The sequence below is a fragment of the Solibacillus palustris genome (assembly GCF_022549215.1).
Classification (GTDB): domain Bacteria; phylum Bacillota; class Bacilli; order Bacillales_A; family Planococcaceae; genus Solibacillus; species Solibacillus daqui.
In genome coordinates this window covers 202,090-215,428 of record NZ_JAKZFC010000003.1, presented here as the reverse complement: position 1 = coordinate 215,428, position 13,339 = coordinate 202,090, and the positions used below count along the sequence as shown (strand labels likewise).

Annotated in this window: 12 protein-coding genes; 11 read left to right on the top strand and 1 reads right to left on the bottom strand. The window is 37.6% G+C overall.

Annotated features, from left to right (window positions below):
- The first annotated feature begins 13 nt into the window (after positions 1-13).
- Together LZ480_RS10485 and LZ480_RS10480 are read left to right on the top strand one after the other, a co-directional pair.
- On the top strand, positions 14-1,540 hold the full coding sequence (locus LZ480_RS10485; protein ID WP_241369379.1) for a DHA2 family efflux MFS transporter permease subunit: 1,527 nt from the start codon (positions 14-16) through the stop codon (positions 1,538-1,540).
- Positions 1,541-1,633: 93 nt separating this feature from the next.
- A complete protein-coding gene (locus LZ480_RS10480; protein WP_241369378.1) occupies positions 1,634-2,005 on the top strand; it encodes a VOC family protein in 372 nt (123 codons plus the stop codon).
- A 31-nt stretch (positions 2,006-2,036) separates the two neighbouring features.
- Here the strand turns inward: LZ480_RS10480 and rnhC are convergent, their stop codons facing one another.
- The gene (rnhC, locus tag LZ480_RS10475) at positions 2,037-2,972 is read right to left on the bottom strand and encodes a ribonuclease HIII (RefSeq protein WP_241369377.1); all 936 of its coding nucleotides are present in this window, start codon (positions 2,970-2,972) and stop codon (positions 2,037-2,039) included.
- Positions 2,973-3,226: 254 nt separating this feature from the next.
- Here rnhC and zapA point away from each other — a divergent pair, with 254 nt between their 5' ends.
- The 9 genes from zapA to LZ480_RS10430 all read left to right on the top strand — a co-directional run bounded on the left by zapA (position 3,227) and on the right by LZ480_RS10430 (position 13,338).
- Positions 3,227-3,487 (top strand): cell division protein ZapA, encoded by a 261-nt coding sequence (gene zapA, locus LZ480_RS10470; RefSeq protein WP_241369376.1) that lies wholly within the window; start codon positions 3,227-3,229, stop codon positions 3,485-3,487.
- 5 nt (positions 3,488-3,492) lie between these two features.
- Complete coding sequence (locus tag LZ480_RS10465) at positions 3,493-4,032, top strand: CvpA family protein (protein ID WP_241369375.1); 540 nt, start codon at positions 3,493-3,495, stop codon at positions 4,030-4,032.
- 275 nt (positions 4,033-4,307) lie between these two features.
- Positions 4,308-6,017: a DNA polymerase/3'-5' exonuclease PolX gene (polX, locus tag LZ480_RS10460; RefSeq protein ID WP_241369374.1), complete on the top strand. Its 1,710-nt coding sequence runs from the start codon at positions 4,308-4,310 to the stop codon at positions 6,015-6,017.
- A gap of 21 nt (positions 6,018-6,038) precedes the next feature.
- Positions 6,039-8,402, top strand: coding sequence for an endonuclease MutS2 (locus LZ480_RS10455; RefSeq protein WP_241369373.1), 2,364 nt, complete (start codon positions 6,039-6,041; stop codon positions 8,400-8,402).
- Between the two features lie 70 nt (positions 8,403-8,472).
- Positions 8,473-8,886, top strand: a complete 414-nt coding sequence (locus LZ480_RS10450; protein ID WP_241369372.1) for a DUF350 domain-containing protein — start codon at positions 8,473-8,475, stop codon at positions 8,884-8,886.
- A 469-nt stretch (positions 8,887-9,355) separates the two neighbouring features.
- Positions 9,356-11,047, top strand: a complete 1,692-nt coding sequence (locus tag LZ480_RS10445) for a long-chain-fatty-acid--CoA ligase (RefSeq protein ID WP_241369371.1) — start codon at positions 9,356-9,358, stop codon at positions 11,045-11,047.
- A gap of 98 nt (positions 11,048-11,145) precedes the next feature.
- Positions 11,146-11,727 (top strand): TetR/AcrR family transcriptional regulator, encoded by a 582-nt coding sequence (locus LZ480_RS10440; protein ID WP_241369370.1) that lies wholly within the window; start codon positions 11,146-11,148, stop codon positions 11,725-11,727.
- A gap of 17 nt (positions 11,728-11,744) precedes the next feature.
- Positions 11,745-12,518 carry an enoyl-CoA hydratase gene (locus LZ480_RS10435; RefSeq protein ID WP_241369369.1) on the top strand — a complete coding sequence of 258 codons (774 nt, stop codon included), beginning with the start codon at positions 11,745-11,747 and terminating at the stop codon, positions 12,516-12,518.
- Positions 12,519-12,564: 46 nt separating this feature from the next.
- Positions 12,565-13,338: an electron transfer flavoprotein subunit beta/FixA family protein gene (locus LZ480_RS10430; RefSeq protein WP_241369368.1), complete on the top strand. Its 774-nt coding sequence runs from the start codon at positions 12,565-12,567 to the stop codon at positions 13,336-13,338.
- The last annotated feature ends 1 nt before the right edge of the window (position 13,339 follow it).

The following is a 13,339-nucleotide window of genomic DNA, read 5'->3' as shown; positions in this document are numbered from 1 at the left end:
GGGGTTTCAATTTATGGAAAAGAATCAAGACGTTAAAACGTTAAAAAAGCCTCCCTATTTAATGATTGCTGTATTATTTGTAGGGGCATTCGTTGCTTTTTTAAACAATACGCTATTAAACGTAGCGCTACCTTCTATTATGGTGGCATTCGATATTAAGGATTACTCAACGGTGCAGTGGTTAGCGACGGGTTATATGTTAGTAAGTGGGATACTTGTACCAGCATCGGCTTTTTTAATTACTAAATTTAAAACACGTTCGTTATTTATTTTATCAATGGCGATTTTCGTTATTGGTACAGCGATGGCCGCATTTGCACCATCATTTGGTCTGTTACTAGCAGGTCGTATGATTCAAGCAGCAGGTGCAGCAACAATGTCTCCAATTTTAATGAATGTTATGTTAATTAGTTTCCCAGTTGAAAAGCGTGGGACTGCAATGGGGATTTTCGGTTTAGTTATGGTATTAGCGCCAGCAATTGGACCGACATTATCAGGATGGATTGTTGAACATTATGACTGGAGCGTTCTGTTCAAAATGATTTTACCAATCGCAATTATTGCATTATTATTAGCGGTTTGGAAATTAGAAAATGTATTACCAAATCGTCCAGCTAAAATTGATTTATTTTCAGTTGTATTATCGACTCTAGGTTTTGGAGGATTGTTATACGGCTTTAGTACTGCAAGTTCGGCAGGATGGGGTGCCGTTGAAGTTTGGGGTACGATTCTTGTGGGGGCGATTGGTTTAGTTTGGTTTATTACGCGCCAATTCAGCTTAGAGGAACCTTTACTGGATTTACGTATTTACACATATCCAGCCTATGCACTAGCATCTGTTGTGTCAATGGTATTATCCGTTGCGATGTTCTCAGGAATGATTTTGACACCAGCTTACGTTCAAAATGTACGTGGTATTGAGCCATTTGAGGCGGGATTAATAATGTTACCAGGTGCAATTGTGATGGGGATTATGTCACCAATTACAGGTAAGTTGTTCGATAAATTTGGACCACGTATTTTAGCTGTTACCGGTTTATTTATTGCGACAATAGCAACATTTGGTTTAGGATATTTAGAAACAGATTCTACGTATACATTTATTATTACGGTGTATACCGTTCGAATGTTGGGAATTTCAATGGTGATGATGCCAGTTATGACAAATGGTTTAAATGCATTACCTAACCGCCTAAATCCACATGGTACGGCGATGAATAACACAGCACAACAAGTGGCAGGTGCGATTGGTACAGCGGTATTAGTAACCATTTTCAACTCACATACAAAAACTCGCGCAGCAGAAATTGTCGCTGATATGAAAGCGAATGCGGATCCAAGTGCAGCACAGCCGACAGTAGAGCAATTAGAACTGATTCAAGGTCAAGTTATGCAACAGGCATTACTTGATGGGATTACGTACTCATTCTTCGTGGCAGCGGGGATTACGGTTGTAGCAATGATTTTAGCGTTATTTATTAAACGTGTTGATATTACAAAACGAGATGACTTTATGGGTGTAAAACCAGAAGAAAAATAATTAATGAAAACGGTAGAGTTTATGTAGCTCTATCGTTTTTACTTTTGGTAAAATAGGGTATAGTAAAAGGTGAAAAGTGAAGGAGTGAATGGGATGATTCAGCAATTAGGACAAGTAATGCTTTATGTAAATGACCAAGAACAAGCAAAAGCATTTTGGACAGAGAAGTTAGGCTTTGAAGTAATTTCGGATGTAGATAAGGGAATGCGCATCATTACAATTGCACCAACAGATGAAGCGCAGACAAGGATTGTATTGCACGACAAAAAGAAAATTCAAGCAATGTCACCAGAATTAAATTTAGGTACGCCTTCATTAATGTTTTACAGTGAAAACTTAGATGCATTATATGAAGATTATAAAACGAAAGGCATTACAGTTGGTGAATTAGTCAATATGCCATTTGGAAAAGTATTTAATTTTTCGGATGAAGAAGGAAATTATTTCGCAATTACAGAAAAATAATTAAAAAGGGATGAAGTGCACGATTAGCGCCTCATCCCTTCTTTTTTTGTAGTAATTTACGTGCTTTTTCGGTATTAGCAAAATGCCATTTTGTCATTGATTTTAACACTTCTTCGCCATGTTTCAGCCAAATTTTTGCTGCCATTACATCAACTTTGCCACTTGCTCCTTTTTGTAATGGAAAACCAACCATTTCCGCTAAACGGTCCATTTCTTTTAAAAAAGCATAGCGGGCTAATATCGAGGCAGTAGCTACTGCGACATGTAAATTTTCGGCCTTCGTAGAAAATAAGACATTTTCACGAATAATATTCTTTTCATTTTTAATGTGGTTGTAATAAATGCCGCGCTCAGCAAATTGGTCGATTAAAATATAGTTTGGTTTTTCAGGCTCAATTTTCGTTAATACATGTTTTAACGCTTGGTTGTGAAGAAGTGCTTTAATTTTGCCCTGTGAATAGCCACGTGCCTGAATTTCATTATATTTGTCATTGCGTAGCGTTAAAATGCTATGAGGGCAAACCTTCATTAAATCCGGTGCAATTTGACGCATATAATCATCGGTTAATTGCTTCGAATCTTTAACACCGATCTCTTGTACAAGAGCGATATTTTCAGCTGACACATAAACGGCAGCTACCGTTACAGGTCCGAAATAATCTCCAGTACCTGTTTCATCAGAGCCAATGACGGATAAGGTAGCAAAATTGGTTGGAAGCTTGTCACCTTTTGTAGACGTTGTTTTTGTCGTAGCGGGTGCGGCAATACTAGACCAACGTGCCGCTTCACGTTCAGCGCCTGCTCCCTGAAACATCACTTTCCCAGATTTATACGCAGTAATTGCGGTATCAGATAATTTTGCGGCAAAAATAACCCCAGGAGCATGGCGTTCGATCAATGAAGATTGGTAATGTGTTTTAATTTGTTGCTGAATGTCAGTAGTTAGTTGTAATACAATGTTTGTCATAATAGGTCCTTTCGAAAGCGTGAGTTAAAATAAGTATAGCCCGAAATGAAAAAATGTGAAAATAACATATTGTTTTGCAGATTCCGATATACAATATAGGCATTCGGTTGCGATAATCAAATTGGAAATGATATGATGTACAATATGAAAATGGCGTAATTGATATAGAACAGGAATCAGACGTATATGACATGCGAACAATCCAGCTAGTGTTGTTGATAACTGTTTATCTATTCTTTTTTGGAGGGGTTATTTTGGCTGAGCAAGAAAAGAATCGCATATCCGTAGAAATCTATGGACATACATATAAAATGGTAGGAACAGAGTCAACTGGCCACATGAGATTAGTCGCTTCAATCGTCGATGACAAAATGCGTGAAATTAATGGGTTAAATCCGTCATTAGATAGTTCGAAGCTAGCTGTATTAACGGCTGTAAATTCTGTTAACGACTATTTAATATTAAAAGAACAATATGAAAAATTAGAAGAACAATTGAAACAGTTGAAGGGTTGACATATATGTTAGATTTATTTATTCTTGCGGTCTTTATATTTAGTTTAATCATTGGTGCCAAGCGTGGTCTTGTTGTCCAATTAATCAATATCGGTAGCTTTTTAGTAGCGCTTGTAGTTGCGATAATTTACTATAAACCACTTGCCGATAAGTTTGTGCTGTGGATTCCATATCCAGGCTTTACAGAAGGTTCTACGATGACATTAGTGCTAGATTCATTAGATGTCGATCGTACGTTTTACCGCGTATTTGCGTTTGCACTTATTTTCTTTGTTGTGAAAATTGCGTTACAAATTTTAGGCTCGATGTTTGACTTTTTAACGTATTTACCTGTGTTAAATTCGTTAAACTACTTATTAGGCGCAGTATTATGCTTTATCGAAGCGTACATTATTTTATTTATCGGGTTATACGTCATTGCACTACTACCTGTAGAATCGGTCCAGTTGATTATTGATAGCTCGTTCCTAACAGGGCTAATTCTTGAACACACGCCAGTCATCACAAGCATGTTCCAAAATTGGTGGTATATTCACAAAAATTAACTTTTAACTTGCTTCAGTAAAAGTCCTCCACTTCTATAAGTGGGTGTTGAATGCAAAGAATTCCTTAATTCAGTGGGGGTTTAAACCCCGGCTGAAACAAGTTAATGCCCCCGGCGGAGGTCATAGATTTTTTAGAGGAGTTTTTCAAGTAATCTCGAAAAAAATCTGGACACAATTACGCCAAGGCATAATTAATCAGGAGTAATGAATTTGAAAATCATGTGAAAGCTTCTCTCGATTTTCGGGGGGAGCTTTCTTTAGAGAGGGGAATTATGATGAATAAAAAAATCATTATCCGCACATTAGAAAAAATCGCGTTATATATGGAATTACAAGCAGAAAACCCATTTAAAGTATCGGCATTTCGAAAGGCTGCTGCTGCACTTGAGGCTGATGAACGTAGTTTAAGTGAAATAGATGATATTACAGCAATAAAAGGCATTGGAAAAGGAACAGCTGCGGTTATTTTAGAGCTAATGGAAACGGGCGTATCATCAACATTAAAAGAGCTTGAAAAAATGGTACCAAAAGGGTTGATTCCTTTAATGAAATTACCTGGCCTAGGTGGAAAAAAGCTAGCGAAATTATACCAAGAATTAAACATAGTCGATACAGATTCGTTAAAAGCAGCATGTGAAGCAGGGAGAGTTCGTGAATTAGCAGGCTTTGCGGCAAAAACCGAGGAGAAAATTTTAAAAGAACTTGAAACTTTCGGTTCACGCAAAGAACGTTTACCGATTTGGCAACTAGAGCCAGCTGTATTAGAAATCAATGAACTACTTGCAAGCTTGCCTGAAGTGGAAAAGTTCTCTGTAGCTGGTAGTTTTCGACGTGTAGCAGAGACGAGTAAGGATATCGATTTTATAGTTGCAACGAGTGATTATGAAATTGTACGTGAAGCTATTTTAACACGTCTTGTGATTTTAGAAACAATTGCTGCAGGGGATACAAAAGTGTCGGTAATTTTAGACCGTGATGAGCCTGTGAGTGTTGATTTCCGTTTAGTAAAAAGTGAGGAATATGCGACAGCGCTACACCATTTCACTGGCTCAAAAGATCACAATGTACGTATGCGCCAGCTGGCCAAGTCAATGGGCAAAAAAATTAGTGAATATGGTGTCGAGCAAGAGGACGGCTCGATTGTGACATTTGAAACCGAAGAGCAGTTTTTCGCACATTTTGATTTACCGTTCATTCCGCCAACTGTGCGTGAAAGTGGTAAAGAGCTAGACCGTTTAGATGAGCTGGATCATTTAGTGAATCTTGAGGACATTGTATCGGACTTACATATGCATACAACATGGTCAGATGGTGCACATTCAGTAAGTGAGATGGGGCAAGCATTAATTGCAAAAGGCTATACGCATGCGGTAATTACCGACCATTCGCAATATTTAAAAGTGGCGAACGGTTTAACGCCAGAACGTTTACAGCAACAAAAGCTAGATATTTATGCCTTTAATGAGACAAACCCTGATTTTTGCTTATATCACGGCACAGAAATGGATATTTTACCAGATGGCACACTTGATTTTGACGATGAAGTACTAAAGGAACTAGATTTTGTCATTGCGTCGATTCATTCAAGCTTCACGCAATCACAGGACAAAATTATGGCACGTTTAAAAACAGCAGTCGAACATCCATACGTGCATATGATTGCACATCCAACGGGGCGAATTGTTGGCGAGCGCGGTGGCTATGAACCAGATGTTCCACTTTTAATTGAATGGGCTGCACAGCATGGGAAAATTTTAGAGCTGAATGCTAACCCATACCGTTTAGATTTATGTATTGAGCATTTACAGTTAGCAATGGAGCATAATGTACCAATCGCTATTAATACCGATGCCCATGCGATTGATCAATTACGCTTCATGGAAATTGGTGTTAAATATGCGCAAAAAGCATGGTTAAAGAAAGAATTAATCGTTAATACATGGTCAAAAGAGCAATTTGAAGCCTTTATTACGAAAAATAAATAATTGTAGCAGGAGGTGTTTTTCATGATCGAACAGCGAGCGTTGAAAACATTAGAATTTGATAAAGTCCGTGAACAAGTCGCGGCATTTTGTACGAACTCAATCGGAAAGCAGGCAATTGATGAATTAGTGCCTGAAACCGATTTTGAAACGGTTGTTGAATTATTAGCAGAAATGGATGAAGGCTTAGCTATTTTACGTGTGAAGGGCAATGTTCCGTTAGGCGGTATTTTTGATGTGCGACCGCATGCACGTCGTTCACAAATTGGGGGAATGCTGAGCCCAATGGAATTAATGGAAATTGCAAGTACGATTCGTGCGAGCCGCATTTTACGTAATTTTATTGAAGATATTGAGACAGAAAAGGATATTGAAATCCCTCATTTTATCGAGCGAAAAGAGCAGATGCCAGTACTTACGACATTACAGCAGGAAATTAATGACTGTATTGATGATAACGGAGCGGTGCTTGATTCTGCGAGTGCAGTACTACGTTCAATTCGTCAGTCATTACGTTCAGAGGAATCAAAGGTACGTCAAAAGCTAGAAAGCTTAACGCGCGGTTCAAATGCGACAAAAATGCTATCAGATACCATTATTACGATTCGTAACGATCGTTTTGTTATTCCAGTAAAACAAGAATACCGTTCACATTATGGTGGCATTGTGCATGACCAATCCGCTTCCGGTCAAACATTATTCATCGAGCCAGAATCAGTAATTCAAGCAAACAATGAAGTCCAGCGTTTAAAAGTAAAAGAAAAAGCGGAAATAGAGCGTATATTATTAGAGCTAACATCAAAAGTAGCAGAAGTAGGTCATGATATATTCGTGTTAGTGCAATTGCTTGGGGAAATCGATGTGATTTTAGCAAAAGGTAAGTACGGCCAAGCAAATAAATGTACGATGCCAAAAATGAATCAGGAAGGCTATACACGCTTAGTTCGTGCTCGACATCCACTATTACCGATTGAAGAAGCAGTAGCAAACACAATCGAATTTGGGCGCGATGTTACAGCGATTGTTATTACTGGTCCAAATACAGGTGGTAAAACGGTAACATTAAAAACAGTTGGTCTTTGTACAATAATGGCTCAGTCTGGCTTACCAGTGCCTGCTTTAGACGGCTCAGAGCTAGCGGTGTTTGAGCAAATTTTTGCGGACATTGGTGATGAGCAATCCATCGAGCAATCATTATCTACGTTCTCCTCTCATATGGTGAACATTGTTGACATTTTAAGTAAGTTTGATGACAAATCACTTGTACTGTTTGATGAACTTGGTGCGGGTACAGACCCACAAGAAGGTGCGGCATTAGCAATTTCAATTTTAGATGAAGTGGTAGATCGTGGGGCACGCGTTATGGCAACGACACACTATCCTGAGCTAAAAGCATACGGCTATAATCGTCCACTTGTAGTGAATGCCAGCGTGGAGTTTGATATTGAAACACTTAGTCCAACGTATCGTTTATTAATTGGTGTACCGGGTCGTTCAAATGCCTTTGAAATTTCGAAGCGTTTAGGGTTAACAAACACGATTATTGACCGTGCGAAATCATTTACAGGCACAGACCGTCATGAAGTGGAATCGATGATTGCTTCGCTTGAAGAAAGCCGTTTACGTTCAGAGCGCGAGGCGGATGAGGCGCATGCATTACTAGAGGATGCCGCACAAATTCGCGCGGAGCTTGAAGAACGTCTTCGCATATATGATGATAAGAAAGAAAGCCTAGAGAAAAAGGCAAAAGAAAAAGCGCGTAAAATTGTGGATGAAGCAAAACGTGAAGCTGAAAATGTCATTGCTGAATTACGCGAAATGAAAAAACTCGCAGCAGCAAACGTTAAGGAACACGAATTTATCGATGCGAAAAAACGTTTAGACGAAGCATCACCAAAAGAAAATAAAGTCCTTCAAAAAGCAGTCGCTGCACGAGAACGTAAACAAAATCTACAAATCGGCGATGAGGTCAAAGTATTAAGTTATGGGCAAAAAGGAACAATTCTTGATAAATCAAGTGATGAGTGGGTTGTTCAAATTGGTATTTTAAAAATGAAACTTCCTGATAGCGATTTAGAATATATTAAGCCAGAGAAAGAACAAGTAACACGTCCGAATATGAATGTTAAAAATCGTAATTCACATGTGAAACTAGAATTAGATTTACGTGGAGAGCGCTATGAAGATGCACTCATTCGCACGGAAAAATATTTAGATGATGCCTTACTGGCGAACTATCCACGTGTATCAATTATTCACGGTAAAGGAACAGGGGCATTACGCCAAGGAATTCAAAGCTTTTTGAAAAATCATAAGCGTATCAAATCCTATCGATATGGTGAAGCAGGTGAGGGTGGCTTTGGTGTGACGGTCGTTGAACTAAAATAATAGTTGCTCCTTTTGCAAAATTAGCTCATATTAAGAGTAAGTACAAAATTTGTTAAGGGGGTACAATGGATTGCTAGGTTCAAGCTTTTGGCGCCAACCTCTCGTTGAAACGGCCGGCTATTTTAGTGTAGTAGTGCTATGTTTATTTGTGGCAATGATTATCTTTGAAATCGTGACGAAATATAAAAACTGGGAAGAAATAAAAAAAGGGAATGTTGCCGTTGCATTAGCGACAGGTGGTAAGATTGTCGGCATTTGTAATATTTTCAGATACTCAATCCAGCAACATCCATCATTTGTGGAGATGTTAGGTTGGGGACTTTTCGGGTTTATATTATTGATTTTTGCTTATTTACTGTTTGAATTTTTAACACCAAAATTCAATGTAGATGAAGAAATCGCTGCAGACAATCGTTCTGTCGGGTTTATATCATTTACGATTTCAGTAGGATTATCCTTTGTCATCGGTGCAAGTATATCTTAGTGGAATAGAAAGAGTGATTTTTAGTTGAAATCCACATAAGAAAATAGTGCATTTCACGTTATTCGGCGAGAAATGTGTTTTTCCAAGGAGAAGGTCGATGGAAACTTTATCTAAAATTTTAATTGTTGTATGTGTACTATTCCTCGCAGTAGGAATATATTATTTGGCTACGATTTAAATGAAGAAGCAGACAAACTAGTAATGGTTTGTTTGCTTTTTTATTTTGAGGAATAAATTTAAACATTTGTAGAAAAATATATTTTCCTACAAAAATATATTTCAAAAAAGATTCAGGGGATTTTTCGTTTTTAATGTATGAGATTATTATGAGAAACATAATATTAAACGAGAGAATACTTGAAATAACGAGAAAATAAAGTAAAATTTTAACTAAATAGTTTGAAAGAATTTCCTTTTTTAATTATACTGTTGGTAACAAATAAAGCTTTTAGAAAAGGGGAGAAGTTTTATGACAGAAAAGGTTTGGCTAGCGAGTTACCCTGAGGAAATCCCGCATACGATAGATCTTCCTCAAATTCCTGTGCAACAATTTTTGACCGATGCTTACAATGAGGTCCCGGATAAAGTAGCGGTTCACTTCATGGGTAGGGAGCTGACAAACAAAGAGTTATATCAATCGGCATTAAAGTTTGCGAATTATTTACGTTCTCTAGGGGTGGAGAAGGGCGATCGTGTCGCAATTATGTTGCCGAACTGTCCTCAATCAGTTATCGCTTATTATGGCATTTTGTATGCCGGTGGTATTGTCGTTCAAACAAATCCGTTATACACTGAGCGTGAGCTACAATATCAGATGTCTGATTGTGGTGCGAAAGTGATTTTAGTGATGGACATTTTGTATCCCCGTACGATGAAAATATTAAATGAAACGAAAATTGAGAACGTTATCGTTACAGGTATAAAAGATTATTTACCGTTCCCTAAAAATTTGGTATATCCATTCATTCAGAAAAAACAATACGGATTCAGTGTAAAAGTTGAACATAGCGGTATGAATCACTTGTTCACAGAAATTATGAAATCAGCAACTGCTACTGAAATTTCCGTAGATTTTGATTTTGAAAATGATTTAGCGTTGTTACAATATACGGGTGGTACAACAGGGTTCCCAAAAGGTGTAATGTTAACGCATAAAAACTTAATTGCTAACACGATGATGTGTGATGCATGGATGTATAAATGTAATAAAGGGGAAGAAATAATTTTAGGTATTTTACCGTTCTTCCATGTTTATGGAATGACTACCGTGTTAGTTCTTACAATAATGCAACAAGGTAAAATGGTGTTACTGCCTAAATTTGATGTGGAGCAAGCATTAAAAACAATCGACAAACAAAAGCCAACATTATTCCCAGGTGCACCAACAATGTATATTGGACTATTAAATCATCCTGATTTATCAAAATATGATCTTTCTTCTATCAAAGCATGTTTAAGTGGTTCTGCGCCATTACCGCTTGAAGTACAAGAAAAGTTTGAAGCATTAACAGGTGGTCGAATTGTTGAGGGGTATGGATTAACTGAAACGTCACCGGTAACTCATGCTAATCCAATTTGGGACAATCGAATTAATGGTTCAATCGGCTTGCCTTGGCCAAATACAGATGCTGCTGTTCTTCGTTCTGGCGAATCGGAAGTATTACCACCAGGTGAAATAGGGGAAATCGCGATAAAAGGACCGCAAGTAATGAAAGGTTACTGGAATCGTCCAGAAGATACGGCTATGACGTTTAATGATGGCTGGTTCTTAACAGGTGATTTAGGCTATATGGATGAAAAAGGTTATTTCTACGTAGTAGACCGTAAAAAAGATATGATTATTGCAGGTGGCTTTAATATTTATCCGCGAGAAGTAGAAGAGGTTTTATACGAGCATGATGCCATTCAAGAATGCGTTGTTGCAGGTATTCCAGACCCTTACCGTGGTGAAACAGTAAAAGCCTATATCGTATTAAAAGAAGGCAAAAAAGTGACCGATAAAGAATTAAATGAATTTTGCCGTAGCAATTTAGCAGCATACAAAGTACCACGCTACTATGAATTCCGTACTGAGTTACCAAAAACAGCTGTAGGAAAAATTTTACGTCGTAAATTAGTAGATGAAGAAAAACAAAAAATGATGGAGCAAGAAGCAAAATAATCCAGATTGAGCTATTGACAGAAAGTTTAACAAATTATAAGATGAAAACATGAATGAATAGTCATTCATGTTTTCATTTTTTTTTGGTGGTGAGCAACTTGAAACGAAATAAACCCAAGTATATGCAAATAGTAGATGCTGCAGTCATTGCAATAGCGGAAAATGGCTATCATCAAGCACAAGTATCTAAAATTGCAAAACAGGCTGGCGTAGCTGACGGAACAATCTATTTATATTTTAAAAATAAAGAAGATATATTAATTTCTGTATTTCAAGAAAAAATGGGTATTTTCGTAGAGAATTTACAGGCTATAATAAAAAGTGGAGAAACGTCTTCAGAAAAGTTAGGCAAAATGATTGAAAACCATTTCCATGTTTTATCGAGTGATCGCCATTTAGCAACCGTAACTCAATTAGAGTTAAGGCAGTCGAATAAAGAGATTAGATTGAAAATTAACGCTATTCTTAAAGAATATTTAATTTTATTAGATCAAATTTTAATCGAAGGCATGCTTAATGGAGAGTTTAATCAAACGATGGATGTTCGTGTTGCTCGTCAAATGGTATTCGGTACGATTGACGAAATTACGACATCATGGGTAATGAATGAATACCGCTATGACTTAATGGAACAAGCTCCAAAAATTCAGCAATTATTAATAAATGCATTAAAAGCATAAAAAGGGGATGTGGGGAAATGGAGTTTCTAAGTTGGAAAGTAGAAGATAACGTAGCAATCGCTACAATTTCTAGACCGCCTGCAAATGCGCTTTCACAAGGCTTAATCCAAGATGTAAATGGATTATTGGACTTTGTAGAAAATGATGAATCGGTGCGAGTAGTTGTCATTCATGGAGAGGGACGATTTTTCTCTGCAGGGGCTGACATAAAAGAATTTACAAGCGTACAGTCAGGTGAAGAGTTCACCGCTTTAGCGAAAAACGGACAAGACGTATTCGAGCGACTTGAAAACTTTTCAAAGCCTGTTATCGCGGCTATTCATGGGGCGGCTTTAGGTGGAGGTTTAGAACTTGCGATGGGATGCCATATGCGTTTCGTAACTGAAAATGCCAAGCTTGGCTTACCTGAACTATCATTAGGTCTAATTCCAGGTTTTGCAGGTACACAGCGTTTACCACGCTATGTAGGGGTTGCTAAAGCGGCGGAGATGATGTTTACAAGCGATCCAATTTCAGGTGTTGAAGCTGTAGAATGGGGATTGGCAAACCGAGCATTTTCTGATGAAAATTTATTACCAGAGACGCTTGCGATTGCGAAAAAAATTGCAAAAAAATCACCAATTGCATTAAAAGTAGCGATTCAAATGTTGCAATTCTCGAAAACACCTTCATTTTATGATGGCGTTGCTGCAGAGGCAAAAAGCTTTGGTGAAGTATTCGTATCATCCGACGCAAAAGAAGGCATTCAAGCATTTATCGAAAAACGTGAACCAGTATTTACAGGTAAATAAGCCGTTTATACGGATTAAATTAAAAAGCTTTTAGGAGGTCTAGATTATGAATATTTATGTATTAGTAAAACGTACTTTTGACACAGAAGAAAAAATCGTCGTTTCAGGCGGTAAAATTCAAGAAGATGGTGCTGAGTTCATCATTAACCCATATGATGAGTATGCAATTGAAGAAGCAATTCAAAAGCGTGATGCACTAGGCGGTAAAGTAACGGTTGTAACAATCGGTGGCGAAGATGCTGAAAAGCAATTACGTACAGCATTAGCAATGGGTGCTGATGAAGCAGTGTTAATTAATACAGAAGATGATTTAGATGAGTTAGATCAATATTCTTCAGCTTATATTTTAGCGGAATATTTAAAAGACAAAGAAGCAGATTTAATTTTAGCAGGTAACGTTGCAATCGATGGTGGTTCTGGTCAAGTTGGTCCACGTTTAGCAGACCTATTAGGCATTAACTATGTAACAACAATTACGAGTCTTGAAATTGAAGGCACTAATGTGAAAATTGTTCGTGATATCGAAGGTGACTCTGAAGTGTTAGAAACATCTTTACCATTATTAGTAACAGCTCAACAAGGGTTAAACGAGCCACGCTACCCATCTTTACCAGGGATTATGAAGGCAAAGAAAAAGCCACTTGAAGAACTTGAGCTAGATGATTTAGATATCGATGAAGATGATGTTGAAGTAAAAGTAGAAACAATAGAAATTTATTTACCACCACAAAAAGCAGCTGGTCGCGTATTATCTGGTGATCTTTCTGCACAGGTAAAAGAATTAGTAAGCTTATTACACAACGAAGCAAAAGTTGTCTAAT

Coding starts and splice junctions, on each gene's coding strand:
- LZ480_RS10485 (WP_241369379.1), top strand. CDS start 14: ATGGAAAAGAATCAAGACGTTAAAACGTTAAAAAAGCCTCCCTATTTA.
- LZ480_RS10480 (WP_241369378.1), top strand. CDS start 1,634: ATGATTCAGCAATTAGGACAAGTAATGCTTTATGTAAATGACCAAGAA.
- rnhC (WP_241369377.1), bottom strand. CDS start 2,972: ATGACAAACATTGTATTACAACTAACTACTGACATTCAGCAACAAATT.
- LZ480_RS10465 (WP_241369375.1), top strand. CDS start 3,493: ATGTTAGATTTATTTATTCTTGCGGTCTTTATATTTAGTTTAATCATT.
- polX (WP_241369374.1), top strand. CDS start 4,308: ATGAATAAAAAAATCATTATCCGCACATTAGAAAAAATCGCGTTATAT.
- LZ480_RS10455 (WP_241369373.1), top strand. CDS start 6,039: ATGATCGAACAGCGAGCGTTGAAAACATTAGAATTTGATAAAGTCCGT.
- LZ480_RS10445 (WP_241369371.1), top strand. CDS start 9,356: ATGACAGAAAAGGTTTGGCTAGCGAGTTACCCTGAGGAAATCCCGCAT.
- LZ480_RS10435 (WP_241369369.1), top strand. CDS start 11,745: ATGGAGTTTCTAAGTTGGAAAGTAGAAGATAACGTAGCAATCGCTACA.
- LZ480_RS10430 (WP_241369368.1), top strand. CDS start 12,565: ATGAATATTTATGTATTAGTAAAACGTACTTTTGACACAGAAGAAAAA.